This window comes from Variovorax boronicumulans NBRC 103145 (assembly GCF_001591345.1).
GTDB classification, from domain to species: domain Bacteria; phylum Pseudomonadota; class Gammaproteobacteria; order Burkholderiales; family Burkholderiaceae_C; genus Variovorax; species Variovorax boronicumulans.
In genome coordinates this window covers 68,239-94,436 of the sequence record NZ_BCUS01000008.1, presented here as the reverse complement: position 1 = coordinate 94,436, position 26,198 = coordinate 68,239, and the positions used below count along the sequence as shown (strand labels likewise).

Sequence of the window (26,198 nt, the reverse complement as noted above, 5' to 3'; positions counted from 1 at the left end):
CCGGCGAGGCGCCGCACCCCGTCGCCGGTCGGCAGCGTGCGCTTCAGCGCCGAGAGCAGCCGGCCGCCGGACAGCAGCGCCACCGAGAGCGAGGTGCACGCGCCGGCCGCATAGGCGAGCAGCAGCAGCGAGGTGCCGACGCTCGCGCCATTGAGCGCCGCGCCCGTCAGGATCAGCCCGAGGATCGGCCCCGCGCACGGCGCCCAGAGCAGGCCCGTGCCCACGCCGAGCCACAGCGGCGAGAACACGGAGGCCTGCGGCGCATCGGACATGCGCAGGCCCAGCGCCACCAGCGGCCGGCTCAGGCGCTCGGCCACGCGCGGGAACAGCAGCGTCGCACCGAACAGCGCGAGCAAGGCCATGGCCGCGTAGCGCCCGTATTCGTTGAGCGTGACGATCCAGCCGCCGCCCACCGCGGCCAGCGTGGCGACCCCGGCGAAGGCCAGCGCCATGCCCACGAGCATCGGCAGGCCGTGCGAGCGGAACGGCCGGTCGGCGCGCGCAAACACGAAGGGCAGCACCGGCAGGATGCAGGGGCTCAGGATCGTGAGCACCCCGCCCAGGTAGGCGATGAAGAGGATGAGCATGGGGATGTGAAAGATGGGGGGTCGGGTTCAGCGAGCGGGCGCGGCGGCCAACGCCAGCCGCGCCTCGAGCCCGCCTTCGGGGCGGTTGTGCAGCGTGAGCTCGGCGCCCATGGCCATGGCCAGCTGGTGCGCGATGGCCAGGCCCAGGCCGGTGCCGCCGGTGCTGCGGTTGCGCGAGCTTTCGACGCGGTAGAAGGGCTTGAGCACCGCGTCGAGTTCGCCGGGGGGAATGCCCGGGCCGTTGTCGAGCACGCTCACCACGAGGCGGCCGCCCTCGCTTTCGGCCTGCACGCGCAGCGTCACGTCGGAGCCGAACTTCAGCGCGTTGTCGATCAGGTTCATCAGGATGCGGCGCAGCGCGTTCGGACGGCTCACGATCGGCGCACCGGCCCGGCCGTCGAGCCGCACCTGCTGGCCCACGTCCTCGTAGTCGGCCACCATGCTCTCGAACAGCGCGTCGGCGTCGATGCGCAGTGGCGGCTCGGTGGCGCCGTGGAGCGTGCGCGCATAGGTCACGCCCTCGCGCACCAGCGCGTTCATGGCGTCCAGGTCCTGGCGGAATTTCTCGCGGTCGTGCGTGTCGTCCATCAGGTCGGTGCGCAGGCGCATCCGCGTGATGGGCGTCTGCAGGTCGTGCGAGATGGCCGCCAGGATTTCGACGCGCTCCGCCATGTAGCCCGCGATGCGCTGCTGCATGGCATTGAAGGCGCGCGCCGCGTGCGCCACTTCGGTGGGGCCCTCTTCCGCCAGCGTGCGGCCCTTCAGATCAGGCCCGAGCTGGTCGGCCGCCGCGGACAGCTGCGCGAGCGGCCGCGTCACCAGCCGCACCGCGACCCAGGCGCACACGGCCAGCACCAGCAGCTGGCCCACCAGCAACCACATCACCCAGCCCGACACCGGCATGCCCACGCGCATGGCGTGCACGACCACGGACGAGCCGTCGCCCAGCCGCACCTCGATCTGCAGGCCTTCGGGCGGCCAGGCCACCTCGCCGACCTTGACGACCGGGAACGGGCGCATCGCATCGACGATGGCCGCGGCAAACTGCTGCGAAGCCTCCGAGCGGGGCGCGCCGCCCTGCGCGCTGCAGCCCAGCACGAAGCGGTAGTTGCGCCGTTCCAGCCGGTCGAGCCAGCCGGCGCGTTCCACCGCGGGGAGCCGGTCGAGGATGGCGACCGAGCTCGCAATGTCGCGCTCGATGCCGATCATCATCAGCTCGCGAAGCGCCATGTTCCGTTCGTAGCGGATCGCCGCGAAGGTGAGCAGCTGCGCGATCGCCAGGCCCACCACGATGATCAGCGTCACGCGGGAGAACAGCGAGCCGGGCAGCAGCCGGCGCCAGCGCGGCGCCGTACCGGTCGGATTCGCAACGGGATTCGCGGAAGTGGACATGGACAGCTTCTTGGTCAGGCGGCGTGGCGATGCGTCATCAGCGCAGCAGGCTCACACCAGGTGGATGGCAACGTCGATGTTGCCTCGGGTCGCCTTGGAATAGGGGCAGGTCTGGTGCGCGGCCTCGGTGAGGGCCTGGGCCACCTCGCGGTCCAGGCCCGGCAGGCTCACGTTCAGGCGCGCCTGCAAAAAGTATTCGCCGCCGGCGGTGCCCAGGTCGACCTCGGCATCGACGGCCAGGTCGGGCGGCAGCGCGACCTTCATCTTGCCGGCCGCCTTGCCCATCGCGCCGATGAAGCAGGCCGACCAGCCGGCCGCGAACAGCTGCTCTGGGTTGGTGCCGGTGCCGGCGCTGCCGGGCGACGAGAGCTTGATGTCCAGGCGACCGTCGGAGCTGCGCGCCTCGCCGTCGCGGCCTCCCGAGGAGGTGTGGGTCTTGCCGGTGTAGAGGACTTTGTCGATGCGGGTCATGAGGGTTCCTTGGATGCAGGGTGGTTGGAAAACGCACGGATTGTTGGGCCGCCCACCCCCTGCCGGATCGCCTTCTGTATGCCTGTGTATCTGGCCCGCACATCCACACACTACGTTTCCACGGCCACCCCCGGCGCGCCGCCGGAACGCTACATTGCGGCTGCGGCGCCGTGCCGCCAATGCCTCCCCTGCCATGACGCCCAAGACCTCCGACCACATCCTCATCGTCGACGACGACCGGGACATCCGCGAACTGCTCACCACCTACCTGGTGAAGAACGGCTTGCGCGTGGTCGCGGTGCCCACGGGGCGCCACATGCGCGCCGCGCTCGAGGCGTCGGGGCCCTTCGACCTGATCATCCTGGACCTGATGCTGCCCGGCGAAGACGGGCTCACGCTGTGCCGCGACCTGCGCACCGGCAAGTACAAGGCCACGCCCATCCTCATGCTGACCGCGCGCAGCGAGGAAGCCGACCGCATCCTGGGCCTGGAGATGGGCGCCGACGACTACTTGGCCAAGCCCTTTTCCGCGCGCGAGCTGCTGGCGCGCATCCGCGCCGTGATGCGGCGCACGCGCATGCTGCCGCCCAACATGGGCACCGTCGAGCCCTCGCAGAAGCTGGGGTTCGGCGAGTGGCAGGTCGACACGGTGGCGCGCCACCTGATCGACGACGCCGGCGTGATGGTGGCGCTCAGCGGCGCCGAGTACCGGCTGCTGCGCGTGTTCCTGGACCACCCGCAGAAGGTGCTCAGCCGCGACCAGCTGCTGAGCCTGACCCAAGGGCGCGAAGCCGAGCTTTTCGAGCGCTCCATCGACCTGCTCGTGAGCCGGCTGCGCCAGCGCCTGCGCGACGATGCGCGCGAGCCGCGCTACATCAAGACCGTGCGCAGCGAAGGCTACGTGCTCGCTTCGGCGGTCGAAGCGAGAGACTGACCGACGCCACGCTCTGGCACTGGGTCGGGTGGCGCAGCTCGTGCGCCAGACCGCCCGCGAAGAACAGCAGCGCGAACCAGAGCTTCTTGAATCCGCGAGGGCGCGTCATGGGGATTTCCTTCGGGCAATGAGTGGAGGACGGGCGGATTGTTGGCCGCCCGTTGGCCGCGCAACGGGCATTGCGTATGCCTGTGTATCCCGGCCCGACATCGACACACCACGTTTCGTTGAGGTGCCTTCGCACGCCTGCGATTGAAATTTAGTGTGGCCGGAACCGGCGCGGATACAGAGGCATACACGAGCCGATCCGCAGGTGGGTTTCCCCCCGAACAATCGCGCCGTCCCCCCTCGAATCCCAGGAGATTTCCATGACCGCCTCCCCCTCGCTGCCACGCCGCGCCTTCCTCGGCAAGGCCGCACTCGGCCTCGCCGCCACGCAGCTCACGTCGATCGTTCCCGCCTTCGCCCAATCCGCCAGCACAGGCGGCGCCCGTCGCCTCGAACCCCTCAAAAGCATCGACGCCGGCAGCCTGCGCATCGGGTACTACGAAGCAGGCCCGGCCGACGGCGCGCCGGTGATTCTTCTGCACGGCTGGCCCTACGACATCCACATGTTCGTCGACGTCGCGCCGCAGCTGGCCGCCGCGGGCTTTCGCGTGATCGTGCCGTACCTGCGCGGTTACGGCACCACCCGCTTCCTGTCGGCCGACACGCCGCGCAACGGGCAGCAGTCGGCGGTGGCCGTCGACATCATTGCGCTGATGGACGCGCTGAAGATCCCCGTCGCCACCGTGGCCGGCTGCGACTGGGGCGCGCGCACCGCCTGCATCATGGCCGCGCTGTGGCCCGAGCGCGTGAAGGCGCTGGTGTCGGTCAGCGGCTACCTCATCGGCAGCCAGGAGGCCGGCAAGGCGCCGCTGCCGCCGCAGGCCGAGCTGCAGTGGTGGTACCAGTACTACTTCGCGACCGAGCGCGGCCGCGCGGGCTACGAGAAGAACCGCCACGACTTCGCCAGACTCATCTGGCAGCTCGCCTCGCCGAAGTGGAACTTCGACGCCGCCACCTTCGAGCGCAGCGCCGTGGCCTTCGAGAACCCCGACCACGTGGCGATCACGGTGCACAACTACCGCTGGCGCCTCGGACTGGCCGAGGGCGAAGCGAAGTACCAGGCGCTGGAGAACCGGCTCGCCCAGGCGCCGGTGATCGGCGTGCCGACCATCACGCTCGAAGGCGACGCCAACGGCGCGCCGCATCCGGAACCCGGCGCGTATGCGAAGAAGTTCTCGGGACGCTACGAGCACCGGCTGGTCAGCGGCGGCATCGGCCACAACCTGCCGCAGGAAGCACCCGAGGCATTCGCGAAGGCGGTGATCGACGTGGCGCGCGGGTAGCCGCGCGGCCCCTCAGTCGGCGACGAGCGCCTGCGCCAGCGGCTCGGCGTCGAAGCGCTCGAACCCGCAGTAGCACAGGAAGTGGCGGTTGGCCGCACGGCCGAACAAGGTCATGCCGAGCTTGGAGGCCAGCTCGTGCCCCATCGCGGTGACGCCGTTGCGCGAGACGACGATCGGCACGCCCATGTGGGCCGACTTCATCACCATCTCGCTCGTCAGGCGGCCCGTGGTGTAGAAGACCTTGTCGCCGCCGTCGACGCCATGCACCGCCATCCAGCCGGCGATGGTGTCGATGGCGTTGTGCCGTCCGACGTCTTCCGCGAACACCAGCAGCTCGGTGCCACGGAACAGCGCGCACCCGTGCACCGACCCGGCATGCCGGTGCACGCTGTTGCGCGATTTCATCTGTTCGAGGATGCGCGCCAGCGTGCCCTGCGCGATGCGCGCCGACTGCGCCGCCGGCAGCCGCACGGCGCCGATCTGCGCCATGGCGTCGCCGAAGACGGTGCCTTGTCCGCAGCCCGTGGTCACGACCCGGTGCGCGGTTTTTTCGGCGAGGTTCGTGATGCCGCGGTGGGTCTTCACGGCGGCCGCCTCCACGCTCCAGTCGACGTCGATGCTCTCGACCTCGTCGGCGCGCCGCACCAGGTCCTGGTTGAGCAGGTAGCCCAGCACCAGCAGTTCGGGCGCGGCGCCCAGGGTCATCAGCGTCACGAGTTCGCGCTTGTCGACGAAGACGGTCAACGGCCGCTCCGCCGGGATGTCGATGTCGCGGCGCTCGCCGTGCTGGTCGACGATCTCGATGCGGCGCAGCAGCGGGCCGCGCGCCGGCTTCAGGCGCGGCGCGCCGGCGCGCCGGGGCAGCGGGACCGCATCGAAAGCCAGCGGTGTCTCGTCTTCTGCGTCGTCTTCACGTGGGGCCATGCGGAATCCTACGCCACCGCTGCGAGCGGAGCGCGAAGGGGTACTGCTCGCAGACCGGCGCGCCATCGGCTATGGTTCGTTCATGCCTTCTTCGGACACTCCCGCGACCGCGCCCACGGGCCGCCCGACGCTCGACGTCGCGGTGGTCATGCGCCGCGAGCGCCTGCACGGCCCCTCGAGCCACTGGCAGCCCTGGCGCTGGACGCTCGGCAGCGTGCTGCCCGACGAGCCCGGCTTCGGCACCGAACCGCGCCTCCTGCGCGACGACGACGGCGAGCAGCACTGGCTGCACCCCGGCTTCCAGGTCGAGCTGTACCGCGACGAGGCCGAGGGCTACCACCTCAACGCGATCACGCCGACCCCGTGCTGGTTCGTGCTGTGGCGCATGGACGAAGAGCCCACGCTCGCGCCGCTGCCCATCCCGCGTCCGGTGGTGGTCACGCTCAGCTACTACGAGGCCGGCCGCTGGCTCGACGCGCAGGAAACCGTGGAGCAGGTGCCGGCGCCGGTGGAGGTGGTCGACTGGGTGCGCGCCTTCGTCGACGAGCACTACGTGGTCGAGCCCAAGCGCCGCCGCCGGCCCGAGAGCTTCCGCTCGCTGGTCGACCGTTTCGGCAACGCCGCGAGCGTGTCGACCGAGAAGAAACGCGGACGGGGCGCGGGCGATGTCTGAAGGTTTCCTGGGACGCTGGTCACGCCGCAAGCAGGAGGTGCGCGCGGCCGAGGCCGCCGTGGAAGAAAAGACCCTGCCGGCGGTGGAACCCGTTGCGGCGCCAGCGCCAGTGCCAGCCCCCGCCGCGCTCGCCGAGCCCCCCGCCGCCGAAGGCGAACAGGAGGCCGCGCCGCCGCTGACGCTCGCGGACGTGGATGCGCTGGACATCGGGTCCGACTTCAAGCCCTTCCTCACGAAGGAGGTCGCGCCCGAGGTCAAGAACGCGGCCTTCCGCAAGCTCTTTGCCGATCCGCATTTCAATGTGATGGACGGCCTGGACACCTACGTCGACGACTACTCCCAGTCCACCCCGGTGCCCGAGAGCGTGCTGCGCCAGATGGCCAGTGCCAAGTTCCTCAAGCTCTTCGACGAAGACCCCGAAGACATTCCCCCGGAAACCCCCGACGACGCCGAGACGGCGGACGTGGCACAGTCCCAGGGTTCCGAAACGCTTCCCAGCCCGCCGGTTGCCGCGATGCAACCCGCCAGCCAAGAAACCGATGACCACCACGCTGATTTGCGACTGCAACCAGACGATGCCGCTCGAGCCGAAGACGCTCGGCGCGGCACTGGCTGAAACCCTCCCGCTGCATTCGTCGCTGTGCCGCCGCGAGGCGACCTCCTTCCAGCGCGCCATCCAGTCCGGCGACGACGTCGTGGTGGCCTGCACCCAGGAAAAACGGCTGTTCGGCGAGCTCGCCACGCAGACGCCCAACGCCACCTCGCCGATCCGCTTCATCAACATCCGCGAGACGGGCGGCTGGAGCCGCGACGCGAAAAGCGCGATGCCGAAGATCGCCGCGCTGCTGGCCGCCGCCAGCCTGCCCGAGCCCGACCCCGTCTCGACCGTGAGCTACACCAGCCAGGGCCGGCTGCTGATCATCGGCCCGCTCGACGCCGCCGAGCGCGCCGCGGCGCTGGTCGGCGACACGCTCGACGTGACCCTGCTCGCGCAGGGCCCCGGTGCAGACGGTGGCGCCCAGGCGCGCCGCTGGCCGGTGATCGCCGGGCGCATCGATTCGCTCGCCGGCTGGCTCGGCGCCTTCACGCTGCGCTGGACGCGCGACAACGCGATCGACCTCGACCTGTGCACCCGCTGCAATGCCTGCGTGGTCGCCTGCCCCGAGCAGGCCATCGGGCTGGACTACCAGATCGACAACGCGCGCTGCACCTCGCACCGCGACTGCGAGCGCGCCTGCAGCGTGGCCGGCGCCATCAACTTCAGCCGCGAGCCGCAGGCGCTCGACGCGGCCTTCGACCTCGTGCTCGACCTGGGCGCCGCGCCGCAGATCGACTGGCACGCGCCGCCGCAGGGCTACTTCCACCTGCCCGGCGGCGTCGCGCAGGCCGAGGGCCTGCAGACGCTGCTGCGCCTGCGCGAGCTGGTGGGCGAATTCGAGAAGCCCAAGTTCTTCGACTACAAGCAGAAGCTGTGCGCGCACAGCCGCAACGAGGTGGTCGGCTGCAACGCCTGCGTCGAGGTGTGCTCGGCCCATGCCGTGAGCAGCGACCCGCAGCGCCAGCGCATCGTGGTCAACCCGAACCTGTGCGTCGGCTGCGGCGCCTGCACCACGGTGTGCCCGACGGGCGCGCTGGGCTACACCTACCCGCGCGCGCCCGACCAGGGCCTGAAGCTGCGCAAGCTGCTCTCCACCTATGCCGCGGCGGGCGGGCGCGATGCGGCGCTGCTGCTGCACAGCCAGGAAGACGGCCAGGCGCTGCTCGAACAGCTCGGGCGGCAGGCGCAACTCGGCAAGGCCCAGGGCGTGCCGGCGCGCGTGATGCCGGTCGACCTCTTTCATGCGGCCAGCACCGGCATCGACCTGTGGCTGAGCGCCGTCGCCTTCGGCGCCTCGCAGGTCGCGGTGCTGTGCACCGGCGAAGAGGCGCCGCAGTACCTCGCGGCGCTCAAGCAACAAAGGGACGTCGCGCAGGCGCTGCTGCTCGGCCTGGGCTACACCGGCACGCACTTCCACGTGATCGAGGCCGATTCACCCGCCGCGCTGGACGCCGCGCTGGCCGGCCTGCGCACGACCACGCAGCGCGTGCCGGCCACGGCGGCGCGCTTCGCCGTCGGCGCCGACAAGCGCGACCGGCTCGAGATGGCGCTGGACCACCTGATGGGCGCGGCCCCTGCCCTGCAGGCGCCCGCCGAGGCCCCGCTGGCCTTCGCGCTGCCGACGGGATCGCCGCTGGGCGCCGTCGCGGTCGACAAGGACAAATGCACGCTGTGCCTGGCCTGCGTCAGCGCCTGCCCGTCGGGCGCGCTGCTGGACAGCCAGAGCGCGCCGCAGCTGCGCTTCATCGAGAAGAACTGCGTGCAATGCGGCCTGTGCGAAACCACCTGCCCCGAGGACGCCGTCTCGCTCGTGCCGCGCCTGCTGGCCGCGCCCGAGCGCAAGCAGCAGGTGCTGCTGAACGAGGCCAAGCCCTGGGCCTGCATCCGCTGCAGCAAGCCCTTCGGCACGCAAAAGGCCATCGAGGCCATGCTCGGCAAGCTGGCCGGGCATGCCATGTTCCAGGGTGAAGCGCTGGAGCGCCTCAAGATGTGCAGCGACTGCCGCGTCATCGACCTGTACAGCGCCACCAACGAAGTGAAGATCGCCCCGCTATGAGCCAGACCTTTCCCGCCACTTCCGCGCTCGACGAGGAGGTGGCCCGGGCCGAGCTCTACGGCCTGCTCGCGCGCCTGTGGTACGCCGCGCCCGATGCCGAATTGCTGGCGGCCTTCCAGGTCGCGCCCACCGAGGCGCCGGCCGCGGGCGCCTTCCTGGAAGAGCCGTGGCGCCAGCTGGTCGGCATCGCGCGCGACACCGACGCGGCCGCCGCGCACGAGGAATACGACGCGCTCTTCGGCGGCATCGGCAAGCCCGAGGTGTTCCTGTTCGGTTCGCACTACCTGAGCGGCTTTCTCAACGACAAGCCGCTCGTGCAGCTGCGCCACGACCTCGACAAGCTGGGCCTGGCGCGCACCGAGACCACCTACGAAACCGAGGACCACATCGCCTGCCTGTTCGAGGTCATGCGCTACCTGATCGCCGGCGAGGACGTGGCGGTGGCCAACCTCACGCAGCAGCAGGCGATGTTCTCCAGACACATCCAGCCGTGGCTGCCCGCCTTGTGTGATGCTGTGTTGCAGCATCCGAAGGCGCGGTTCTATGCGGCGCTCGCCGCCTTCACGCGCGCGTTCGGCGACGTCGAGGCGCAGGCCTTCGACATGCTGGACTGAGAAGGCGTGAACGAACCCGCCATGTCCGCTCATCCCGCGCAGGCGCGCCCCCTCTGCGTTGCAAATGCTCGCCATAACCCGAGCTATGGCTGCGCTTTGCGCCTTGAGGGCGCGCGCCTGCGCGGGCTGCTCGGCCACGCCGGATTCATTCACACCTTCTGAGGCGAACGAATGCGAGGGGTATTCAGGTTGCTCACACCTTGTTGCTGGTCTAGTATCCACAAGGCCGACCGGGTTTCCCCTCTCTCGTCGCGCCCAGCCACTCCTGGAGTCAATATGCAGGACAGCCAAAACACCGGCATCAAACCGGCCTCCCGCCGCGGATTCTTCATCGGTGCCGCCACCGCCGGCGCCGCCGCGGTGGCCGTCACCGCGCTGCCGAAGGTGGCGACCGAAGCGCCCGTCGCCGCCGCCACGCCTTCCCTGCCGCCCCCGCCCGAAAACGGCGGCGGCTATTCCCTGAGCGAACACGTCAAGCGTTACTACGCCACCACGTCAGCCTGAGGAGACCCCGTGCTTCTGACCAGAAAATCCCCAGGCGCCGCGAGCTCGCGGACCTCCGACGCGTCGCCCTTCGTTCACAGTCTGCGGCGCGGCCTCGCGAACGCCTTGCCGACCATGGACCGGCGCGCCTTCCTGCGGCGCTCCGGCCTCGGCGTCGGCGTGGGCCTGGCGGCCAGCCAGCTCACGCTGATCCAGAAGGCCAAGGCCGCCGACGGCCGGCCCACGGCCATCGGCGCCGGCAAGATCGAGGTGAAGCGCACCGTGTGCTCGCATTGCTCGGTCGGCTGCGCGTCCGACGCGGTGGTCGAGAACGGCGTGTGGGTGCGCCAGGAGCCGGTGTTCGACTCGCCCATCAACCTGGGCGCCCACTGCGCCAAGGGCGCGGCGCTGCGCGAGCACGGCCACGGCGAGTACCGCCTGCGCTACCCGATGAAGCTCGTGAACGGCAAGTACGAGCGCATCAGCTGGGACACCGCGCTCGACGAGATCACCGCCAAGCTGAAGGAGCTCACCAAGGCCAGCGGCCCCGACGCCATCTACTGGATCGGCTCGAGCAAGCACAGCAACGAGCAGGCCTACCTGCTGCGCAAGTTCGTGAGCTTCTTCGGCAGCAACAACTGCGACCACCAGGCGCGCATCTGCCACTCGACCACGGTCGCGGGCGTGGCGAACACATGGGGCTACGGCGCCATGACCAATTCGTACAACGACATGCGCAACGCGAAGATCGCGATGTACATCGGCTCCAACGCGGCCGAGGCGCACCCCGTGAGCATGCTGCACATGCTGCATGCCAAGGAAAACGGCTGCAAGATGATCGTGGTCGACCCGCGCTTCACGCGCACGGCGGCCAAGGCCCACGAGTACGTGCGCATCCGCTCGGGCTCGGACATCGCGTTCCTGTTCGGCATCCTGCACCACATCTTCAAGAACGGCTGGGAAGACAAGCGCTACCTCAACGACCGCGTCTACGGCATGGAAGAAGTGCGCGCGGAAGTCATGAGCAAGTGGACGCCGGACAAGGTCGAGGAGGCCTGCGGCGTGAGCGAGGCGCAGGTGCTGAAGGTCGCGACTATGCTGCACGAGCACCGCCCCGGCACCGTGGTGTGGTGCATGGGCCAGACGCAGCACAGCATCGGCAACGCCATCGTGCGGGCCTCGTGCATCCTGCAGCTGGCGCTGGGCAACGTGGGCACCTCGGGCGGCGGCACCAACATCTTCCGCGGCCACGACAACGTGCAGGGCGCGACCGACGTCGGCCCCAACCCCGATTCGCTGCCGGGCTACTACGGCCTGGTCGAAGGCTCGTGGAAGCACTTCGCCGCCACCTGGGGCGTGGACTTCGAATGGATCAAGGGCCGCTTCGCCTCGCCCGCGATGATGAGCAAGCCCGGCATCACGGTGTCGCGCTGGATCGACGGCGTGCTCGAGAAGAACGAGCTCATCGACCAGGACTCGAACCTGCGCGGCGTCTTCTACTGGGGCCATGCGCCCAACTCGCAGACGCGCGGCCTCGAGATGAAGCGGGCCATGGACAAGCTCGACCTGCTGGTCGTGGTCGACCCGTACCCCTCGGCCACGGCCGCCATGGCCGCGATGCCGGGCCGGCCCGAGGACGCCAACGCGAACCGCGCGGTGTACCTGCTGCCCGCGTGCACGCAGTTCGAGACCAGCGGCTCGGTGACGGCGTCGAACCGCTCGATCCAGTGGCGCGAGAAGGTCATCGAGCCGCTGTGGGAAAGCCGCACCGACCACATGATCATGCAGCAGTTCGCCGACCGCCTGGGCTTCGGCAAGGAGCTCAGCAAGAACTACAAGATGCAGAAGGTCAAGGGCATGGACGAGCCCGTGCCCGACGACATCCTGCGCGAGATCAACAAGTGCTGCTGGGCCGTCGGCTACTCGGGCCAGAGCCCCGAGCGGCTGCAGGCGCACATGCGCAACATGGCCGCCTTCGACGTGCGCACGCTGCGGGCCAAGGGGGCGGTCAAGGACAAGGTCAACGGCTACGACATCTCGGGCGACTACTTCGGCCTGCCCTGGCCCTGCTACGGCACGCCCGAGCTCAAGCACCCCGGCTCGCCGAACCTGTACGACCCGTCCAAGCACGTGATGGACGGCGGCGGCAACTTCCGCGCGAACTTCGGCGTGGAGCGCAACGGCAAGAACCTGCTGGCCGAGGACGGCTCCCACTCGCTGGGCGCCGACATCACCACCGGCTACCCCGAGCTCGACCACCTGCTGCTCAAGAAGCTCGGCTGGTGGGACGAACTCACGGAGGCCGAGAAGCCCAAGGCCGAAGGCAAGAACTGGAAGACCGACAGCTCGGGCGGCATGATCCGCGTGTTCATGAAGAACCACGGCTGCCACCCCTTCGGCAACGCCAAGGCGCGCGCGGTGGTGTGGAACTTCCCCGACGCGATTCCGCAGCACCGCGAGCCGATCTACGGCACGCGCCCCGACCTCGTCGCCAAGTACCCGACGCACGACGACAAGATGGCCTTCTGGCGCATGCCCACGCTCTACAAGACGGTGCAGCAGAAGAACATCGCCGACAAGATCGCCGAGAAGTTCCCCTACATCATGACCTCGGGCCGGCTCGTGGAGTACGAGGGCGGCGGCGAGGAAACCCGCTCCAACCCCTGGCTGGCCGAGCTGCAGCAGGAGATGTTCATCGAGATCAACCCGAAGGTGGCGGCCGAGAAGAACATCCGCAACGGCGAACGCGCCTGGGTGCACACGCCCACGGGCGCCAAGCTCAACGTGCAGGCCCTGGTGACCGAGCGCGTGGGGCCCGACACGGTGTTCATGCCCTTCCACTTCTCGGGCCGCTGGCAGGGCGAAGACCTGCTGGCCTATTACCCGAAGGGCGCGGCGCCCATCGTGCGCGGCGAGGCCATCAACACCGCCACCACCTACGGCTACGACAGCGTCACCATGATGCAAGAGACCAAGACCACGGTCTGCAACATCGAGAAAGCATAAGGAATCACCATGGCAAGAATGAAGTTCGTCTGCGATTCCGAGCGCTGCATCGAGTGCAACGGCTGCGTCACGGCCTGCAAGAACGAGAACGAGGTGCCCTGGGGCGTGAACCGCCGCCGCGTGGTCACGCTCAATGACGGCCTGCCGGGCGAGAAATCGATCTCGGTGGCCTGCATGCACTGCTCCGACGCGCCCTGCATGGCGGTGTGCCCCGTGCAATGCTTCTACCGCACCGACGAAGGCGTGGTGCTGCACGACAAGGACGTGTGCATCGGCTGCGGCTACTGCTCGTACGCCTGCCCGTTCGGCGCGCCGCAGTTCCCGTCGCAAGGCACCTTCGGCGCACGCGGCAAGATGGACAAGTGCACCTTCTGCGCCGGCGGCCCCGAAGCCAACGGCTCCGAAGCCGAGTTCGAGAAGTACGGCCGCAACCGCCTGGCCGAAGGCAAGCTGCCGGCCTGCGCCGAGATGTGCTCGACCAAGGCCCTGCTGGCCGGCGACGGCGATGTGGTGGCCGACATCTTCCGCACCCGCGTCGTGCACCGCGGCACGGGCGCCGAGGTCTGGGGCTGGGGCACGGCCTACGGCTCGCAGCAGGCCGGCACGCCGCCCACCGGAGGCACCAAGTGAAGCGCGCGGTCGTGATGCTCGTCGCGCTCGCCTCGGGCGCGATGCTGCTGGCGGCCTGCAGCGAGAAGCCGCAGACGAACGCCGAGGGCGTCAAGCACGACGCGGTGCCCTGGAGCGGCACGGGCACGCAGGCCAACACCGGCACCGCCTTCACCGCGCCCGGCTGGAAGGTGGGCGACAAGACGGCGTGGGAGCAGCAGATCAAGACGCGCTCCAACGGCCAGAACGAGTACACCCGAGAAAACTGAACCGGAGGCCGCATGAGCGTCACCATTCGCACCAGGCACGCGTTCCACGCGCTGCTGGCGACCGCGCTCCTGGGCTGGGCGGCGGTGGCGCCGGCCCAGGAGGCCAAACCGGCCGCGAGCGGCGCCGTGACCGCGGCGCCCGCCCCTGCTTCTTCGCCTGCCGCAGCCACGGCTGCAGCACCGAAGGCCGAGGGCGGCATCCGCAGCCAGAACATCTTCGACGTCAAGCCCGAGGCCAGCGCCGATCCCAACTACCTCAACCAGACCAACGGCGAGCGCAACAAGGTGCAGCCCGGCAACAACGCGCCGATGTGGCGCCAGGTGAGCGGCGGCGTCACCGGCTACAGCAGCCTGCCGGTGAGCCAGGCGCCCGAGGCCGGCAACCTGATCCAGCGCTTCGTGCAGTACCCGGGTTCGCGCTTCACCAACGCGGGCGAGGCCTGGCGGCAGGTGCGCAACGACTGGATCATTCCGTACGGCGCGGCGCTGCTCTTCGTGACGCTGCTGGCGCTGGCGATCTTCTATTTCACGCGCGGGCCGATCCGCCTGCACGGCACCGAAACCGGCCGCAAGATCGAGCGCTTCACGCCCTTCGAGCGCGCCACGCACTGGTCGAACGCGCTGGCCTTCGTCACGCTCGCGATCTCGGGCATCGTGATGGCCTTCGGCAAGTTCTTCCTGCTGCCGGTGCTGGGCAGCACGCTGTTCGGCTGGCTCGCCTACGTGCTCAAGACGGTGCACAACTTCGTGGGGCCGCTGTTCGTGGTGACCACGCTGTTCATGATCTTCACCTTCATTCGCAGCAACTGGCCGAGCAAGGACGACTTCACCTGGCTGCGGCACGGCGGCGGCCTGTTCGGCGGCAAGGAGCCCGCGTCGCACCGCTTCAACGCCGGCGAGAAGGCGGTGTTCTGGGGCGGCGTGCTGTTCCTGGGCAGCATCGTCATCGCCTCGGGCCTGTTCCTGGACAAGCTGCTGCCCGGCTTCGTCTACACGCGCGGCGAGATGCAGGTCGCGCACATGGTGCACGCGGTGGCCACGCTGCTCATGATGGCGATGATCATGGGCCACATCTACATCGGCACGCTGGGCATGGACGGCGCCTACAAGGCGATGCGCGAAGGCTATGTCGACGAGGCCTGGGCGCGCGAGCACCACAAGCTCTGGTACGACGACATCCAGGCCGGCAAGATCCCCGCGCAGCGCTCGCAACCGGCCGGCGCATCCGAGCCCGCACGGCCGGCGACGGCGCAGCAAGGAACCTCCGCATGAAGCACACGCTGACCCTTCTTCTGTGCGCACTCGCTGCGACCTCCGCTGTCGCCAAGCTCCCCCCGCCCACGCCGGAAGCGCAGGCCAAGGCCGCCGAGGCCGCGGCCCGCACCGCGTGGAGCGCCAAGACCGACGGCTACCTGCTGTGCAAGTCACAGGACCAGGTCGCCGCCAAGTACCGCGCGAGCGCGCAGGCCGCCGGCAAGCCGGCACCGGCCGCGGTGGCCACGCCGCCCTGCGTGGACCCGGGGCCTTACGCCGCCGCCCCCAAGGTTGAAGCCAAGCCCATCGAAGCATCGGGCGCCCACTCCCCGGCCCCCACGGCCGCGTCGCCGCCGAGTTCGAACCAGACCTCGGCACAGACGAATCCCGCACCCAAGAAGTAAGCCCGGCGACGCACCGCGCGTGCGCGGACGCGGCTGAAGAAAAAGCGACTGCAAATGGCCCGCCGGCAAGGCCCGGCACGGCCGCCTTGTGCATGGCTGTCGGGTGCCATGCCCGACCACGCCGGCGACCTCCAACTTCTATACTGGCCCCGATGCCCACACCCGAACGAACTGCCTCGACCGATGTGCGTATGCGCGGCTTCACGCAGCGCGCCGAGGTGCCCACCGCCCTCGCCTGGATCGATGCCCACACGCCCTTGCTGCCCGGTGAATCCGTGGCCGTCGACGAGGCCACGGGGCGGGTGCTGCTGCAGGAGGTGATCGCGCCCATCGCGGTGCCCGAGTTCGACCGCGCGGCCATGGACGGCTATGCGCTGCGCGGCGGCGAGACCACGGGGGCCGGCGAATACAACCCGCTCGAGTTTCCGATCGCGGGCCACGCCTGGCCCGGCCGCCCCTTCGACGGCGAGGTGCCCGCGGGCGCCGCCATCCGCATCATGACCGGCGCTCCGGTGCCGCGCGGGCTCGATGCCGTGGTGCCCGCCGAATACGCGAGCGAGCAGGACGGGCGCCTGGCCATCACGCGCGCCGTCGCGCCGGGCCAGCATGTGGGCCACGTCGGCGAAGACATCGCGCGCGGCAGCACCGCGCTGGCCACGGGCCGCCGCCTGCGCCCGCAGGATGCGGGGTTGGCGGCTTCATTGGGCCTGGCCCAGTTGCAGGTGGTGCGCCGGCCGCGCGTGCGGCTGCTCGTCACCGGCAACGAGGTGCGCGCACCCGGCACGCCCAAGGGCCCGAGCGAGATCTACGACGCCAACTCCGTGACCTTGCGCGGCCTCGTGGCGCGCGACGGCGGCCTGCTCGAGTCGCACCAGCGCCTGGGCGACGACCCGCAAATCATCGCGCAGGCACTGGCCGCGCCCGGCGCCGACGTGGTGCTCATCTCCGGCGGCTCCAGCGTGGGCGCCGAGGACCACGCGCCGCGCCTGCTGGCCGAGCTCGGCGAGCTGGCGATCCACGGCATCGCGATGCGGCCTTCCAGCCCGGCGGGCATGGGGCGCATCGGCGAGACACTGGTGTTCCTGCTGCCGGGCAACCCGGTCTCCTGCCTGTGCGCCTACGACTTCTTTGCCGGGCGTGCGATCCGCCTGCTCGGCGGCCGGCCCGCCGACTGGCCCTACCCGCGCACGCGCGCCACCGTGGCGCGCAAGATCGTCTCGCAGGTGGGGCGCGTCGACTACGTGCGCGTGAAGATCGGCGCCGATGGCGTGGAGCCGCTCGCGCTCTCGGGCGCCTCGGTGCTGAGTTCGACCACGCGCGCCGACGGCTTCGTGATCGCCCCCGCCGAAAGCGAAGGCTTCGGGCCCGGGACCGACGTCACTGTTCATCTGTACGAGTGCCTGTGAAAGCCCAATCGCAATTTCTCGATGTCGTCACGCGGGACGAGGCCGAGCGCCGCTTCCGCGAACACCTGAGCCTCGCGCCGCTGGGCCGCGAGACCGTTCCCCTGCACGCGGCACTGGGCCGGGTGCTTGCCGACGACGCGGTCGCCGCCATCGACGTGCCCGGCTTCGACCGCTCCAACGTCGACGGCTTTGCCGTGCAGGCCGCCGACACCTGGGGCGCGATGGAAGAACAGGTCCGCGCGCTGGCCCTCGTGGGCGAGACGCTCGCACCCGGCATCGTGCCGCAGCGCGAAGTGACGCCCGGGTGCGCCACGGCGATCGCCACCGGCGGCATGCTGCCGCGCGGCGCCGACGCGGTGGTGATGGTCGAACACACCGACCTCGACGACGGCAACGTGCAGGTGCGCCGCGCCGCCACGGCCGGCGAGAACGTGAGCTACGCCGGCACCGACATCGCGCGCGGCGAGACCGTGCTGCGCGCCGGCCAGGTGCTGAGCTCGCGCGAGATCGGCGTGCTCGCCGCGCTGGGCCTGGCCGAGGTCGGCGTGTGGCGCAAGCCGCGCGTCGCCATCTTCTCCACCGGCAACGAGATCGTCGCGCCCGGTGCGCCGCTGCCCACGGGCGCGGTGTACGACTCCAACGCCGCCATCATCGGCGCCGCGGTCGAGGAACTGGGCGGCGAGCCGGTGCGCCTGGGCGTGATCCCTGACGACGAGGCCCTGCTGTCGGCCGCGCTCGCGCGGGGCCTCGCATGCGACGCCGTGGTCTTCTCGGGCGGCACGTCCAAGGGCGAAGGCGACCTGTCGTACCGCGTGGTGGCCGCCCTCGGCGACCCGGGCGTGGTGGCGCACGGCGTGGCGCTCAAGCCCGGCAAGCCGGTGTGCCTGGCGGTCACGGGCGGCAAGCCGGTCGTGATCCTGCCGGGCTTTCCGACCTCGGCGGTCTTCACCTTCCACGAGTTCCTGGCGCCCGTGATCCGCGCCTTCGCGGGCCGGCCGCCGCAGCGGCATGCGCACGTGGCGGCCACGCTGCCGATGCGCGTGAACTCCGAGCGCGGCCGCACCGAGTACCTGCTGGTGGGCCTGGTGCCCACCGACGACGGCGTGGCCGCCTACCCGATGGGCAAGGGCTCGGGCTCGGTCACCACCTTCAGCAGCGCCGACGGCTTCATCACCATCGGCCAGCACACCGAGATCGTCGATGCCGGCGCGCCCGTGCAGGTGCAGCTGCTGGGCCAGGGGCTGGACGCCGCCGACCTGATCTTCATCGGCAGCCATTGCGTGGGCCTGGACTGGCTGGCCGGCGAGCTGATGCGCCAGGGCATCCGCATCAAGGCCATGAACGTGGGCAGCACGGGCGGGCTGATGGCCGCCAGGCGCGGCGAATGCGATGTGGCCGGCATCCACCTGATGGACCCGGCGACGGGCGTCTACAACCGGCCGCTGCTCACGCCGGGCCTCGAACTGGTGACGGGCTACGGCCGCATGCAGGGCGTGGTCCATCGCCCCGGCGACACGCGCTTCGAGGGCCTGGACGCCGCCGCGGCCATCGCGGCCGCGACCGCGCAGCCCGGCTGCACCATGGTCAACCGCAACGCCGGCAGCGGCACGCGCATCCTCATCGACCGCCTGCTCGGCGGCGCACAACCGCCCGGCTACGGCGTGCAGACCAAGTCGCACAACGCGGTGGCGGTGGCCGTGGCTCAGCAGCGCGCCGACTGGGGCCTGGCCATCGACACGGTCGCGCGGCAGTACGGGCTGGGCTTCATTCCCGTGCAGGAGGAACGCTACGACTTCGTGGTGCCCCAGGCACGGCTTGCGCGCGCGCCGGTGCAGGCTTTCATTGCGTTGCTGCAATCGGCCGCGGCACGCGAGGCGCTGGGCCGGCTGAGCTTTCGCGTCGATGCCGCAGCCTGATGGCCGAACCGCTTCTTTCTTTCACTCTCGAGGACTGACACGATGACGATGGCTTCGCGCAGACGCTTCACCCTTCTCGCCCTCGGTGGCACGCTCGCTGGTGCACTCGCCGGCACGCTGCTCGCGCCGATGGCGCACGCGCAGGACAAGTTCATCGTGCTGGCCTCGACCACCTCGACGGAACAGTCGGGCCTGTTCAAGCACCTGCTGCCGCAGTTCACCAAGGCATCGGGCACCGAGGTGCGCGTGGTGGCGGTGGGCACCGGGCAGGCGCTGGACATGGCGCGCCGCGGCGACGCCGACGCGCTGTTCGTGCACGACCAGCCCGCCGAAGAGAAGTTCGTCGCCGAAGGCTTCGGCCTGCCGCGCCGCCCGGTCATGTACAACGACTTCGTGCTGATCGGGCCCAAGTCCGACCCGGCCGGCGTGCGCGGCAACGACATCGCGGCGGCCCTCAAGCGGCTGGGCACCACGGGCGGCGCCTTCGTCTCGCGCGGCGACAAGAGCGGCACGCATGCGGCCGAACTGCGCCAGTGGAAGCTGGCCGGCATCGACCTGGCCGCCGCCAAGCCGGCGGGCTACAAGGAATGCGGCTGCGGCATGGGCCAGGCGCTCAACATCGCGGCCTCGACCAATGCCTACGTGCTGTCCGACCGCGGCACCTGGCTCAACTTCAAGAACCGCGCCGACCTGGGCATCGTGGTCGAGGGCGACAAGCAGCTGTTCAACCAGTACGGCGTGATCGTCGTGAACCCGGCCAGGCACCCGCACGTGAAGAAGGACCTGGCGCAGGCCTTCTCCGACTGGGTCGTGTCGCGCGACGGGCAGGCCGCCATTGCCGCCTACAAGATCGGCGGCGAGCAGCTCTTCTTCCCGAACGCGGGCCAGTGAACGGCGCGCCGGTCGATGACGGTGCCGGGCTGCGCAATGCGCACGGCCTCGCGTCGGCGATGAAAGCCGTCCTTCGATGAACACCGTGACCGAAGGCTGGGCGCTGGCCTGGCACCTCATCACCGGCGCCGACCCCGAACTCGTGCGCATCACGGCGCTCTCGCTGCAGGTGAGCGCCACGGCCTGCCTGATCGGCGCGCTGTTCGGCCTGCTGCTGGGCGCCTGGCTCGCAGTGGCGCGGTTTCCGGGGCATGCGCTGGCCGTGTGGCTGGTGAACACGCTGCTGGCCCTGCCCGCCGTGGTGGTGGGCCTGCTGGTGTACCTGCTGCTCTCGCGCTCGGGGCCGCTGGGCGAACTGGGCATTCTTTTCACGCCGTCGGCGATGGTGGTGGCGCAGAGCGTGCTCGTCACGCCGCTGATCGCCGCGCTGTCGCGCCGGCTCGTGATGGCGGCGCTGGCCGACGGCGGCGACCAGCTGCGCTCGCTGGGCGCCGGGCCGCTCGCCACCGCCCTGCTGATGCTCGTGCACGATCGGATGGGCGTGGCCACCGTGCTGCTCACGGCCTTCGCGCGGGCCATCGCCGAGGTCGGCGCCGTGATGATCGTCGGCGGCAACATCGCCGGCGTCACGCGCGTGATGACCACCACCATCGCGCTGGAGACCAGCAAGGGCGACCTCGCGCTGGCCCTGGCGCTGGGCATCGTGCTGCTGGCGGTGGTCGGTGCGGTCAACGGTGCCATCGGGTTGCTGCAATGGCTGGCCACGCGTCCGCTGAGCACTGCCCCGCCAGCGAAGCCGCGCGCGGTGCGCCGCACGCTCGCCCCGCACACGCCGGCCGTGGCCGGCACGGTGCCGCTGATCCGGCTCGAGCGCGCCACGGTGCGCTTCGGCGCACTGATCGCGCTGGACGAGGCCTCGCTGACCCTGCACCGGGGCGACCGGCTCGTGCTCGTGGGTGCCAACGGCTCGGGCAAGACCACGCTGCTGCGGCTGCTGCACGGGCTGCTGCCCTGCGAAGGACGCTGCGAGCGCCTGCCGCTGCGACCCGAAGGCCGCTTGCCGCGCGCGGCCATGCTGTTCCAGCGTCCCTTTTTGCTGAGCCTCTCGGTGTGGCGCAACGTGTGGGTGGGCCTGTGGCTGGCGGGCGTGCCGGCCGCCGAGCGCAGCGAGCGCTGCGGCCTGGCCCTGGCGCGCGTGGGCCTGCTCGAACATGCCGAGCGCTCGGCGCGTTCGCTGTCGGGCGGCCAGCAGCAGCGCCTGGGCCTGGCGCGCGCCTGGGCGCTGCAGCCCGACATCCTGTTCCTGGACGAGCCCACGGCCAGCCTGGACCCCGGCGCCAAGAACGAGATCGAGGCCCTCATCGAAGAGGTCGCCCACAGCGGCGTGACGATCGTGATGAGCACGCACAACCTCGGGCAGGCCAAGCGACTGGCCACGCGCGTGGCCTACCTGCACGCGGGGTGCATCGTGGTCGAGCGGCCCGTGGCGAGCTTCTTCGATTCGGACGACCTGCCGCCCGAGGCCGCCCAGTTCCTGCAAGGCGAGCTGGGCTGGTACCGTCAGCCCTAGCGCCGGCGGGCTGGTCGGCGGTTCCGCGCCCCTCGCCTTCGCTTACACGGCATCCCGATCCAGCGAGGCAAAATACCGCGATGGAAACCACTGTCGCGGTCTCGCTGCCGACACGCCTTCCTTCCGGGTCTGGGCGCGGCCATTTCTTTCGCCTGCACAGAGACCTCACCGACCGGCTGCGAACGCACGACCGCCCCCCGATAACCGAATACGCAGAGCCCTCATGAAAATAGCCACCTGGAACGTCAACTCCCTCACCGCGCGCCTGCAGCATGTGCTCGACTGGCTCATCGCCAACCCGGTCGATGTGCTGTGCCTGCAGGAGCTCAAGATGACCGACGACAAGTTTCCGCTCGAGGTGCTGAAGTCGGCCGGTTACGAAGCCGCGGTGTTCGGGCAGAAGACCTACAACGGCGTCGCCATCCTCAGCCTGGCGCCGGTGCGCGACGTGGTGAAGAACATCGAGAACTTCGCCGACGAGCAGTCGCGCGTGATCGCCGCCACCATCGAGACGCCCTCGGGCCCGCTGCGCGTGGTGAACGGCTACTTCGTGAACGGCCAGGAGCCGGGCAGCGAGAAGTTCGCCTACAAGATGAAGTGGCTCGACGCGCTGCACGCCTACATCGCGCGTGAACTCGCGGCGCACCCGAACCTCGTGCTGCTGGGCGACTTCAACGTCACACCCGAAGACCGCGACAGCTTCGACCCCGTGGGCCTGAAGGAAACGATCCACCACACGACCGAAGAGCGCGACCACTTCAAGGCACTGCTCGGCCTGGGCCTGACCGACAGCTTCCGCATGTTCGAGCAGCCCGAAAAGAGCTTCTCGTGGTGGGACTACCGCATGCTGGGCTACCAGAAGAACCGCGGCCTGCGCATCGACCACATCCTCGTGAGCGAGCCGCTGCGGCCGCTGGTGAAGGGCTGCGTCATCGATCGCGTGCCGCGCAAGTGGGAAAAGCCGAGCGACCACGCCCCGGTGGTGCTCGAACTCGGCGCGGGCGCCTGACGGCCATGACGACGCCGATCGCCGCACGCGTTGCCCGTTCTGCCGCGATCGCCGCCGCGGCGCTCGCGCTGGCCGCCTGCTCGGTGCTCAAGCCGGGCAGCGGATCGGAAAGCGGCACAGGCAGCACATCACCCGGCGGCGCAACCGCCACCGAAGGCAGCCGCGACGTGCCGACCGTGCGGCTCATCACCGCGCAGACGCCCGCCATCCGCACCTACCGCAAGACCGGCGCACGCCACATCTACAAGGCGTATGCCAGCCGCATCTACAAGGGCAAGATCCCGCCGCTGGTGTACGCCGTGGTGGTGGTCGAGACGGAGATCGATGCCAACGGCAAGGTCACCAACGTCACCTTCAGCCGCGTGCCCAGCCATGCGCCCGAAGTGCCGCCGATGATCGCGGAGCTGGTCAAGGCGACCTCGCCCTTGCCGAGCCCCGGCAAGCTGGGCGGTCACACGTATGTCGACACCTGGCTCTGGGACAAGAGCGGCAATTTCCAGCTCGATTCCCTCACGCTCGGCCAGCGCAGCCGGTAATAAAAAAAGGCCCTGGGAGGGCCTTTTCATTCGATACCGAGTTCCTGGATTTTCCGGGTGATGGTGTTGCGCCCGATGCCCAGTTTCTGGGCCGCCTCGATGCGCCGGCCGCGCGTGTTGGCCAGGGCGGTGAGGATCAGCCGCGATTCGAAGCGGCGCGTGAGCACGTCCCACACGTCGGTGCGGCCTGCGGCGAGCAGCGCCTGAGCTTCGGCTTCGAGACCACTCTCCCAGGCGCTGGGGCCCGTCGGTGCACCTGGCACCGCCTCCGGGGCCGCGACCACCGGCGCGGACGCGTCGCGCTCGACGGCCAACGGCGCTGCTGCCTGCACGGGCGCCGCCACCTCGGCCACCGCTACATGCACGTCCGCCCCGCTGCCCGCCATCACTTCGGGCGGCAGGTCTTTCGACTCGATCAGCTGCGCGGGCGCCATCACGGTGAGCCAGTGGCAGATGTTCTCGAGCTGGCGCACGTTGCCCGGGAAATTGAAGGCCGCAAGCCTGGCCAGCGCCGCATCGGAGATGCGCTTGGGCTCGACGCCCAGCTGGCGCGCGCTCTGCTGCAGGAAGTGGCGCGTGAGCGCGGGGACGTCTTCGCCGCGTTCGCGCAGCGCCGGCAGGCGCAGGCGGATCACGTTGAGCCGGTGGAACAGGTCTTCGCGGAAGCCCCCGAGCTTCACGCGCTGCTCGAGGTCCTGGTGCGTGGCGGCGATGACGCGCACATTGGCCTTGACCGAGTTGTGGCCGCCCACGCGATAGAAGTGGCCGTCGCTGAGCACGCGCAAGAGGCGTGTCTGCAGGTCGAAGGGCATGTCGCCGATTTCGTCGAGGAACAGCGTGCCGCCCTCGGCCTGCTCGAAACGGCCGCGGCGCATGGTCTGCGCGCCGGTGAAGGCGCCGCGCTCGTGGCCGAAGAGTTCACTCTCGAGCAGGTCTTTCGGAATGGCGGCGGTGTTGATCGCCACGAAGGGGCCGTTGGCGCGCGGCGAGTGCTTGTGCAGCGCACGCGCCACGAGTTCCTTGCCCGAGCCCGATTCGCCGGTGATGAGCACCGTGACGTTGCTCTGCGACAGCCGGCCGATGGCACGGAACACGTCCTGCATCGCGGGCGCCTGGCCGAGCATCTCGGGCGCGGCGACCATGCGCTCTTCAGATACCTCTTCGCGCTGGCTTTCGTCGACGGCGCGGCGGATGAGTTCGACGGCGCGCGGCAGGTCGAAGGGCTTGGGCAGGTACTCGAAGGCGCCGCCCTGGAAGGCCGAGACCGCGCTGTCGAGATCGGAGAAGGCGGTCATGATGATGACCGGCAGGCCGGGGTGCTTGGCCTTGATCTTGTCGAGCAGGTCGAGCCCCGAGCCGCCCGGCATGCGGATGTCGCTCACCAGGACCTGCGGGCCCTGCTGCTCGTCGCCTTCGGCCTGTTCGAGCGCGGCCAGCACTTCGCGTGTGTTCGTGAAGCTGCGCGTGGGCAGGTCTTCGCGCAGCAGCGCCTTCTCGAGCACGAAGCGTATCGATTGGTCGTCATCAACTATCCAGATCGGCTTCATGCATCTCCTCTGTTGCCGGGGCTGCGCTAGGGCAGCGGAATCAATATCTTGAAATCGGTTCGGCCCGGGACGCTGTCGCACTCGATCACGCCGTGATGCTGTTGCACAAAAGTTTGCGCAAGCGTCAGTCCCAGCCCGGTCCCGCCTTCCCTGCCCGAAACGAGCGGATAGAAGATGCGGTCCTTGATCGTGTCCGGCACACCCGGTCCATTGTCGATGACATGCAATTCCAGTGCCAATCGATACCACTGCTTGTTGAAGATCACCTGGCGGGCCACGCGGGTCTTGAAAGTGATCTGCGCGTCGCCCGCCGCGCGGCGCTCGGCCAGGGCCTGCGCCGCGTTGTGCGCGATGTTGAGGGTGGCCTGGATGAGCTGCTCGCGGTCGCCGCGGAACTCGGGAATGGAGACGTCGAAGTCGCGCTCGATGTGCAGGTCGCGCGGAAACTCTGCCAGGATGACCGAGCGCACGCGCTCGCACACCTCGTGGATGTTCACGTCGCCCACCACGTGCGGCCGGCGGTGCGGCGCCAGCAGCCGGTCGACCAGCGTCTGCAGCCGGTCGGCCTCGTGGATGATGACCTGGGTGTATTCGATGAGGTCGCGCGACTCGACCTCCATCTGCAGCAGTTGCGCCGCGCCGCGGATGCCGCCCAGCGGGTTCTTGATCTCGTGCGCGAGGTTGCGGATGAGCTCCTTGTTGGCCTGCGCCTGGTCGATCAGGCGCTCCTCGCGGTCCTGGCGCACCTGCTGCTCCAGCGGCGACATCTCGATGATGAGCTCGCCCTTCTTGTCGCCGTGCGCCAGCGTGACCTGCACCGGCATCAGCTCGTGGTTCACGCGCCGCAAAAAGGCCTCGTAGCGCAGCGTGGCGAAGTCGTTGCTGCTGGCGCCGTCGAGCGCGGTGCGCAGCACCTGCGGCTCATGGAAGCAGGCGCCGAACTGCGAGCCCTCGAGCGTGCGCCGCGAGGTACCCAGCGCGTCTTCGAGGCCTGCGTTGGCGAACAGCACCGAGCCGTCGCTGTTGACCACCGCGATCAGCGTGGACAAGAGGTCGAAGGCGCGAAAGCGCGGATTGGCGCCAGTCGCCTTCTTGCCGAACACCATGGACTGCGTGCCGCTTACTGCGCTTGCGGCTTGCCGGGCAGGCGGCCGATTTCGCGGCGGATGCCGGCGATGTCGCTCTCGTTGCGCGCGAGTTCGGCCTTCATCTCGGCCACGCGGTCCAGGTACTTCTGGTAGTTGCGGCCTTCGCTGCCCTGCTTCTCGGGCTCGCCGTTGTTGTATTCCTTCTTGAGCTCGGTCTGGCGGGCCTCGGCCTTGCGCAACTCGGCCTCGAGCACCGAACGCGCCTCGCCGTCGCGGGCGCGCTGGTCGACGCCTTCGACGCGCGGGCTGCCCGCCGGGGCGCGCGCGGCCGAACCGCCCGAACCCGACGACGACGCGCTGCCACCACCGCCGCCCGAGGGCTTCGTGCCCTGCACGACGGTGACGTTGCCGCCTTCCATGATCTTGCAGCCCTTTTGCTGGGCCACGGTCGCGTTGTTGGTGTACTCGTTGCCGCAGCGCCAGACGCGCTCTTGCGCGAGCGCCGCCGTGGCGGTGGCGAACGAGGCGGCGGCCAGGAAAATCAGGGAAGCAGTCTTCATTTGGATCCGG

25 protein-coding genes and 1 pseudogene are annotated in these 26,198 nt (G+C 69.8%); 19 read left to right on the top strand and 7 right to left on the bottom strand.

Annotation, left to right across the window (positions count from 1 at the left end; translation table 11 throughout):
• The 3 genes from VBO01S_RS04300 to VBO01S_RS04290 all read right to left on the bottom strand — a co-directional run.
• Positions 1-587 (bottom strand): cytochrome c biogenesis CcdA family protein (locus VBO01S_RS04300; protein ID WP_303621471.1); only part of this gene is annotated, 587 nt, incomplete at its 3' end.
• A gap of 27 nt (positions 588-614) precedes the next feature.
• Positions 615-1,979 carry an ATP-binding protein gene (locus tag VBO01S_RS04295; RefSeq protein ID WP_062470960.1) on the bottom strand — a complete coding sequence of 455 codons (1,365 nt, stop codon included), beginning with the start codon at positions 1,977-1,979 and terminating at the stop codon, positions 615-617.
• A gap of 51 nt (positions 1,980-2,030) precedes the next feature.
• Entirely contained in the window at positions 2,031-2,450 is a 420-nt protein-coding gene (locus VBO01S_RS04290; protein WP_062470958.1) for an organic hydroperoxide resistance protein, read from the bottom strand.
• A 193-nt stretch (positions 2,451-2,643) separates the two neighbouring features.
• Between VBO01S_RS04290 and VBO01S_RS04285 the strand changes: the two genes are divergently transcribed.
• Together VBO01S_RS04285 and VBO01S_RS04280 are read left to right on the top strand one after the other, a co-directional pair.
• The gene (locus VBO01S_RS04285; RefSeq protein WP_062470956.1) at positions 2,644-3,384 is read left to right on the top strand and encodes a response regulator; all 741 of its coding nucleotides are present in this window, start codon (positions 2,644-2,646) and stop codon (positions 3,382-3,384) included.
• A 368-nt stretch (positions 3,385-3,752) separates the two neighbouring features.
• Positions 3,753-4,775 (top strand): alpha/beta fold hydrolase, encoded by a 1,023-nt coding sequence (locus tag VBO01S_RS04280; RefSeq protein ID WP_062470954.1) that lies wholly within the window; start codon positions 3,753-3,755, stop codon positions 4,773-4,775.
• Between the two features lie 12 nt (positions 4,776-4,787).
• Here the strand turns inward: VBO01S_RS04280 and VBO01S_RS04275 are convergent, their stop codons facing one another.
• Positions 4,788-5,699, bottom strand: a complete 912-nt coding sequence (locus VBO01S_RS04275) for a formate dehydrogenase accessory sulfurtransferase FdhD (RefSeq protein ID WP_082817976.1) — start codon at positions 5,697-5,699, stop codon at positions 4,788-4,790.
• An 82-nt stretch (positions 5,700-5,781) separates the two neighbouring features.
• Here VBO01S_RS04275 and VBO01S_RS04270 point away from each other — a divergent pair, with 82 nt between their 5' ends.
• The 17 genes and pseudogenes from VBO01S_RS04270 to VBO01S_RS04195 all read left to right on the top strand — a co-directional run bounded on the left by VBO01S_RS04270 (position 5,782) and on the right by VBO01S_RS04195 (position 22,993).
• Positions 5,782-6,372 (top strand): DUF3305 domain-containing protein, encoded by a 591-nt coding sequence (locus VBO01S_RS04270; protein WP_062470951.1) that lies wholly within the window; start codon positions 5,782-5,784, stop codon positions 6,370-6,372.
• Positions 6,365-6,988 (top strand): DUF3306 domain-containing protein, encoded by a 624-nt coding sequence (locus VBO01S_RS04265; RefSeq protein ID WP_062470948.1) that lies wholly within the window; start codon positions 6,365-6,367, stop codon positions 6,986-6,988. Before VBO01S_RS04270 ends, VBO01S_RS04265 begins: the two co-directional genes overlap by 8 nt.
• Positions 6,948-9,026 (top strand): 4Fe-4S dicluster domain-containing protein, encoded by a 2,079-nt coding sequence (locus VBO01S_RS04260; RefSeq protein ID WP_062470983.1) that lies wholly within the window; start codon positions 6,948-6,950, stop codon positions 9,024-9,026. The genes VBO01S_RS04265 and VBO01S_RS04260 overlap by 41 nt, the downstream gene beginning before the upstream one ends.
• Complete coding sequence (locus tag VBO01S_RS04255) at positions 9,023-9,640, top strand: TorD/DmsD family molecular chaperone (protein WP_062470946.1); 618 nt, start codon at positions 9,023-9,025, stop codon at positions 9,638-9,640. The genes VBO01S_RS04260 and VBO01S_RS04255 overlap by 4 nt, the downstream gene beginning before the upstream one ends.
• A gap of 276 nt (positions 9,641-9,916) precedes the next feature.
• Entirely contained in the window at positions 9,917-10,144 is a 228-nt protein-coding gene (locus VBO01S_RS04250; protein ID WP_062470944.1) for a hypothetical protein, read from the top strand.
• A 9-nt stretch (positions 10,145-10,153) separates the two neighbouring features.
• Positions 10,154-13,129: a formate dehydrogenase subunit alpha gene (locus VBO01S_RS04245; protein WP_062470941.1), complete on the top strand. Its 2,976-nt coding sequence runs from the start codon at positions 10,154-10,156 to the stop codon at positions 13,127-13,129.
• A gap of 9 nt (positions 13,130-13,138) precedes the next feature.
• Positions 13,139-13,759, top strand: a complete 621-nt coding sequence (gene fdh3B, locus VBO01S_RS04240; protein ID WP_062470938.1) for a formate dehydrogenase FDH3 subunit beta — start codon at positions 13,139-13,141, stop codon at positions 13,757-13,759.
• Positions 13,756-14,007, top strand: a complete 252-nt coding sequence (locus tag VBO01S_RS04235) for a hypothetical protein (RefSeq protein ID WP_082817975.1) — start codon at positions 13,756-13,758, stop codon at positions 14,005-14,007. The genes fdh3B and VBO01S_RS04235 overlap by 4 nt, the downstream gene beginning before the upstream one ends.
• Before the next feature lie 12 nt (positions 14,008-14,019).
• Positions 14,020-15,279 (top strand): formate dehydrogenase subunit gamma, encoded by a 1,260-nt coding sequence (locus VBO01S_RS04230; protein WP_062470936.1) that lies wholly within the window; start codon positions 14,020-14,022, stop codon positions 15,277-15,279.
• Positions 15,276-15,665, top strand: a complete 390-nt coding sequence (locus tag VBO01S_RS04225; RefSeq protein ID WP_062470933.1) for a hypothetical protein — start codon at positions 15,276-15,278, stop codon at positions 15,663-15,665. Before VBO01S_RS04230 ends, VBO01S_RS04225 begins: the two co-directional genes overlap by 4 nt.
• 152 nt (positions 15,666-15,817) lie before the next feature.
• Entirely contained in the window at positions 15,818-17,071 is a 1,254-nt protein-coding gene (locus VBO01S_RS04220) for a molybdopterin molybdotransferase MoeA (RefSeq protein ID WP_062470930.1), read from the top strand.
• Positions 17,068-18,987 carry a molybdopterin biosynthesis protein gene (locus VBO01S_RS04215; protein WP_062470927.1) on the top strand — a complete coding sequence of 640 codons (1,920 nt, stop codon included), beginning with the start codon at positions 17,068-17,070 and terminating at the stop codon, positions 18,985-18,987. The genes VBO01S_RS04220 and VBO01S_RS04215 overlap by 4 nt, the downstream gene beginning before the upstream one ends.
• A 48-nt stretch (positions 18,988-19,035) precedes the next feature.
• Positions 19,036-19,878, top strand: coding sequence for an ABC transporter substrate-binding protein (locus tag VBO01S_RS04210; protein ID WP_082817978.1), 843 nt, complete (start codon positions 19,036-19,038; stop codon positions 19,876-19,878).
• Positions 19,879-19,954: 76 nt separating this feature from the next.
• Positions 19,955-20,632: pseudogene (locus VBO01S_RS33495) on the top strand (ABC transporter permease); the annotation flags it as partial.
• Positions 20,633-20,683: 51 nt separating this feature from the next.
• Positions 20,684-21,448, top strand: coding sequence for an ATP-binding cassette domain-containing protein (locus tag VBO01S_RS33490; RefSeq protein WP_370680324.1), 765 nt, complete (start codon positions 20,684-20,686; stop codon positions 21,446-21,448).
• A gap of 223 nt (positions 21,449-21,671) precedes the next feature.
• On the top strand, positions 21,672-22,457 hold the full coding sequence (gene xth, locus VBO01S_RS04200) for an exodeoxyribonuclease III (protein WP_062470919.1): 786 nt from the start codon (positions 21,672-21,674) through the stop codon (positions 22,455-22,457).
• Positions 22,458-22,462: 5 nt separating this feature from the next.
• Positions 22,463-22,993: a hypothetical protein gene (locus VBO01S_RS04195; protein ID WP_062470916.1), complete on the top strand. Its 531-nt coding sequence runs from the start codon at positions 22,463-22,465 to the stop codon at positions 22,991-22,993.
• A gap of 26 nt (positions 22,994-23,019) precedes the next feature.
• On the opposite strand, the gene ntrC is transcribed toward VBO01S_RS04195, so the two are convergent.
• From ntrC to VBO01S_RS04180, 3 genes are read right to left on the bottom strand one after another with little or no spacing between them, the layout of a single operon-like run.
• Positions 23,020-24,540, bottom strand: coding sequence for a nitrogen regulation protein NR(I) (gene ntrC / locus VBO01S_RS04190; RefSeq protein WP_062470913.1), 1,521 nt, complete (start codon positions 24,538-24,540; stop codon positions 23,020-23,022).
• Positions 24,541-24,566: 26 nt separating this feature from the next.
• A complete protein-coding gene (glnL, locus tag VBO01S_RS04185; RefSeq protein ID WP_062470910.1) occupies positions 24,567-25,646 on the bottom strand; it encodes a nitrogen regulation protein NR(II) in 1,080 nt (359 codons plus the stop codon).
• Between the two features lie 14 nt (positions 25,647-25,660).
• The gene (locus VBO01S_RS04180) at positions 25,661-26,188 is read right to left on the bottom strand and encodes a hypothetical protein (RefSeq protein ID WP_062470907.1); all 528 of its coding nucleotides are present in this window, start codon (positions 26,186-26,188) and stop codon (positions 25,661-25,663) included.
• Between the last annotated feature and the right edge of the window lie 10 nt (positions 26,189-26,198).

Bases quoted from the DNA above. Each gene is read 5' to 3' on its own strand.
- VBO01S_RS04295 (WP_062470960.1), bottom strand. From the start codon at position 1,979: ATGTCCACTTCCGCGAATCCCGTTGCGAATCCGACCGGTACGGCGCCG.
- VBO01S_RS04290 (WP_062470958.1), bottom strand. From the start codon at position 2,450: ATGACCCGCATCGACAAAGTCCTCTACACCGGCAAGACCCACACCTCC.
- VBO01S_RS04285 (WP_062470956.1), top strand. From the start codon at position 2,644: ATGACGCCCAAGACCTCCGACCACATCCTCATCGTCGACGACGACCGG.
- VBO01S_RS04280 (WP_062470954.1), top strand. From the start codon at position 3,753: ATGACCGCCTCCCCCTCGCTGCCACGCCGCGCCTTCCTCGGCAAGGCC.
- VBO01S_RS04275 (WP_082817976.1), bottom strand. From the start codon at position 5,699: ATGGCCCCACGTGAAGACGACGCAGAAGACGAGACACCGCTGGCTTTC.
- VBO01S_RS04270 (WP_062470951.1), top strand. From the start codon at position 5,782: ATGCCTTCTTCGGACACTCCCGCGACCGCGCCCACGGGCCGCCCGACG.
- VBO01S_RS04265 (WP_062470948.1), top strand. From the start codon at position 6,365: ATGTCTGAAGGTTTCCTGGGACGCTGGTCACGCCGCAAGCAGGAGGTG.
- VBO01S_RS04260 (WP_062470983.1), top strand. From the start codon at position 6,948: ATGCCGCTCGAGCCGAAGACGCTCGGCGCGGCACTGGCTGAAACCCTC.
- VBO01S_RS04255 (WP_062470946.1), top strand. From the start codon at position 9,023: ATGAGCCAGACCTTTCCCGCCACTTCCGCGCTCGACGAGGAGGTGGCC.
- VBO01S_RS04250 (WP_062470944.1), top strand. From the start codon at position 9,917: ATGCAGGACAGCCAAAACACCGGCATCAAACCGGCCTCCCGCCGCGGA.
- fdh3B (WP_062470938.1), top strand. From the start codon at position 13,139: ATGGCAAGAATGAAGTTCGTCTGCGATTCCGAGCGCTGCATCGAGTGC.
- VBO01S_RS04230 (WP_062470936.1), top strand. From the start codon at position 14,020: ATGAGCGTCACCATTCGCACCAGGCACGCGTTCCACGCGCTGCTGGCG.
- VBO01S_RS04225 (WP_062470933.1), top strand. From the start codon at position 15,276: ATGAAGCACACGCTGACCCTTCTTCTGTGCGCACTCGCTGCGACCTCC.
- VBO01S_RS04220 (WP_062470930.1), top strand. From the start codon at position 15,818: ATGCCCACACCCGAACGAACTGCCTCGACCGATGTGCGTATGCGCGGC.
- VBO01S_RS04210 (WP_082817978.1), top strand. From the start codon at position 19,036: ATGGCTTCGCGCAGACGCTTCACCCTTCTCGCCCTCGGTGGCACGCTC.
- xth (WP_062470919.1), top strand. From the start codon at position 21,672: ATGAAAATAGCCACCTGGAACGTCAACTCCCTCACCGCGCGCCTGCAG.
- VBO01S_RS04195 (WP_062470916.1), top strand. From the start codon at position 22,463: ATGACGACGCCGATCGCCGCACGCGTTGCCCGTTCTGCCGCGATCGCC.
- ntrC (WP_062470913.1), bottom strand. From the start codon at position 24,540: ATGAAGCCGATCTGGATAGTTGATGACGACCAATCGATACGCTTCGTG.
- glnL (WP_062470910.1), bottom strand. From the start codon at position 25,646: ATGGTGTTCGGCAAGAAGGCGACTGGCGCCAATCCGCGCTTTCGCGCC.
- VBO01S_RS04180 (WP_062470907.1), bottom strand. From the start codon at position 26,188: ATGAAGACTGCTTCCCTGATTTTCCTGGCCGCCGCCTCGTTCGCCACC.